Consider the following 2987-nt stretch of genomic DNA (forward strand, 5'->3'; position numbering starts at 1 on the left):
TAGAATGTAGATATCATTCTCATCCAGCATACGATTAAAGGCTTCGTTAATCATATCGTCAGTCACCGGAGGACGTTTCTCTCTCTTTATATCCTTCCAAGCCCAGTAGCAGAAGTATATAAAAGAAACTCCTGCAATAGAGAGCAATGCGTTGCCAAGTACCTTGTCCATAGTCACCTCATTCCGAAAAGACGGTCTACCTTGCGTATGTAATCTTGTTCAAAGCCGACTGGCGGCCTTAAAGAAATTACTTCATTGTAGTCGCAACCCTTGTCTATGAGCCACATGACTTCCTTGTAGACAGTTTTATCACGAGATCCTTCGGTGGTGCCGTCGAACACTTTCTGGACGTAGTTGAGCATTCCTTGATGGTTTGCTGACGGGTCACGGTCAGCTTCTGCAATGGCTTTCTTCCAGTGGAAAGACTCCTTGTACTCCATCGCAACATCTTCTAGCTTGTCCGACTTGAATGACAGTCTCTCGCCTTGGTGCTGCAAGAACCTGTACGGAGCTTCTGAATAACGTATACATGGAAGAATCTGCCAGTGAGCCTTGTCGAAGCAAGTCGTGTCCACTTCCGGAAACATCTTCCAGAGAATGTCCTTGACTGGCCTTACCAGCCACGAGCACTGTATAGGCTCTGCAAGAGGGAATATGACTCTGAATCTGTCACCAGGCTTGAACGTGTAGCTGTGGGAAGTATAGAGCTGGAATGCGTATCTGTGGTAGCACTTAACAAACTCTTCGATGGAACATACCGAGTCGTAGTCCACCTGTATGCAGTCCATGCGACCTACGTTCGTTCCTATGCAGCGAGGCTTATTATACACCGGATCTATTTCAACAATATCGGCCATGCGTCCCCATATCAAAAGCGGAGCCTCGTCCTTGTTGGGAGTCACGAAAGGATGGGATATGAGCTTGTCCCAGCTTTCCTTCGTGATGTTGACGTACTTCATGTACGTGGAGTACTGGTGAGGTTTAAGCAGCGCTGTAGGCATCGTCTGGCATTCCTACGAGAGAGTCGAACTCATCTGGCTGTCGAGCGCTAGACTGGCGGAACACTGTCTGGTCTTCCTCGTCTTGCCATACAAGGTGGGCCTTGCCAGCCTCGTCCATGGCGTCTGGGAGCATGTGCGCGATGTCCTTGATGAAGTTCTGCATGGTCTTCTGCTTGTTGCCAGTCTCACGGCACCATCCACAGTAAGCCTTGTATGCGTTCGTTCCGGACATGTTTCCGGCCATGACGCGGCAAGCGTTTATCCACATCGAGGTCGTGGTGCGTGTCGGATAGTAGCTGGCCTGGATCTTGGAAATCTCCTCGCCGATCTCGGTTCCGTTCGGATCCCAGTAGCCCCTTTCCAAGTCCTCGTTGATGCCTCGCCAGAACACGTCGCTGTGTTCGAGGTACTTGTTGATGCCATTGTAGTCCTTGGGCTTCTCTGCGGTGCAATGGAACTCGAAGAAGCGGCGCATGGATGTATCGTCGAAGATGATGTCGTAAAGGTGGTTGTTCGCGGAGCTGATCGGCACGAAGGTAATCTTCTGCTTGCTCTGCCTCTGCGTACCGTACACGCGAACGTCGAGGTAGTCTGCGGTAAGCATGGACTTCAGCGTGGCCTTGTTGTCCTCTGTAAGGAATCCGCCAGGTTCGCCTTCGACATTGACGGCAAGTTCATCGAAGATGAGCACGTAGTATTCGGAGAGCTTCGCGATTTCGCGTGTGCTGTCGAAGAGCATGGAAATGTTTGTGACGGACGTGTAGTCGGCCATGGGACTGCACAGCTTCTTCAATAGCGTGGTCTTGCCGATGCCAGTGGCACCGAAAAGGTTGATCCAGATATGCCATACAACGTCCCTGCCGAGCATTCTGCGCTTGCATTCCCAGCCCCAGTGCATCATGAGCGTCTTGAATATGTCGAAGCTTTCCTCCGGCTTGAGGTAATTGTACAAGCCGTGCAAGAATCGTTCGCACGGATCGACCATGCTGGCGTCGTATGCGATCTTGTCAAAGATCTTGGCAACTGCGCAACTGCTCTGGTCACGAGCAATGCATTCAAGCGTTGTCTTGACTTCCTCGGTCTTGTAGGCAAGCTGGTACTGGTACACGTCTTCCATAAGGGCGGACTTGAGGTCTTCAAGGGTCTTGTTGCGTGGAATGCCTTGGAACACGTACGTAATCGCCGTCCAGCCAGTATTGAACTTCCAGTTGTCCTTGTGGGCTTCCAGCCATTCGTTGATCCACTGTCGGCATGGCTTGCGCTCTTCCGGCTTGTCCGTAGGCATGTTGTCGTTAATGTACTGGATAATTTCATCCTTTGTAATGTCGGCAACCTTGCCTTGCTGAGCCATGTACGTAGCGTAACGTGTGAATATGTCGCCTGGTTGAAGGTACTTGTTGGATCCGTTCAGCTTTATGCCGTAGGTATTGCTTCGGAACGGCTTGTTGAAAGTGAAGTTTGCGTTGAAGTACGCCTTAAATTCGTCTGTCATAAAATTTCCTTTGACACCAATAAAAAGCGGTGCCGAGCTTTTTGAAGGTACCATCTTCAACTCGGCACCGCCCACTTCAGAAAATCTCTTACTTAGTCCGGTGCGTCACAAATGGTACTTGTGCGATATGTATAGTTTAGCTGGTGGTCACAATTTTTTTCTGAAGCTAAGACCGTGCCAGCCTTGTTGATCGATAAATTACTCTATACTACTGAAATGCGGAACTAAGTCAAACTCCATCGTTAAGATGTGTTGTAATATAAAAACATTAAATTTGAATTGCAAGTTTTGGACAAAACCGCATTAATTTGTTATACCACACACTCATAAAGAGAAAGTACCAAAGAGAAAGTAAGGTATATATATTTATTTCTAGGTGAGAGACATTTGAACTCTCACTCACAAAAGTCCTTGAGTTACTCAAAAATTTTCACATAAATTTGAACAAACTAAATCAAATCTGCTTCAATCAACCGATCCATAGGACTGGGTAA

2 protein-coding genes are annotated in these 2987 nt (G+C 48.2%); both read right to left on the reverse strand.

The window, feature by feature from the left end; genetic code table 11:
- Nucleotides 1–173 precede the first annotated feature (173 nt).
- Entirely contained in the window at nt 174–1001 is an 828-nt protein-coding gene (locus ACMUOV_RS08535; protein WP_413854722.1) for a hypothetical protein, read from the reverse strand.
- On the reverse strand, nt 982–2493 hold the full coding sequence (locus tag ACMUOV_RS08540) for a VapE domain-containing protein (RefSeq protein ID WP_413854723.1): 1512 nt from the start codon (nt 2491–2493) through the stop codon (nt 982–984). Before ACMUOV_RS08540 ends, ACMUOV_RS08535 begins: the two co-directional genes overlap by 20 nt.
- Nucleotides 2494–2987 lie beyond the last annotated feature (494 nt).

Source organism: Candidatus Ruminimicrobium bovinum (assembly GCF_902760015.1).
In the GTDB taxonomy this organism is placed as follows: domain Bacteria; phylum Elusimicrobiota; class Endomicrobiia; order Endomicrobiales; family Endomicrobiaceae; genus Ruminimicrobium; species Ruminimicrobium bovinum.

Bases quoted from the DNA above. Each gene is read 5' to 3' on its own strand.
- ACMUOV_RS08535 (WP_413854722.1), bottom strand. From the start codon at position 1,001: ATGCCTACAGCGCTGCTTAAACCTCACCAGTACTCCACGTACATGAAG.
- ACMUOV_RS08540 (WP_413854723.1), bottom strand. From the start codon at position 2,493: ATGACAGACGAATTTAAGGCGTACTTCAACGCAAACTTCACTTTCAAC.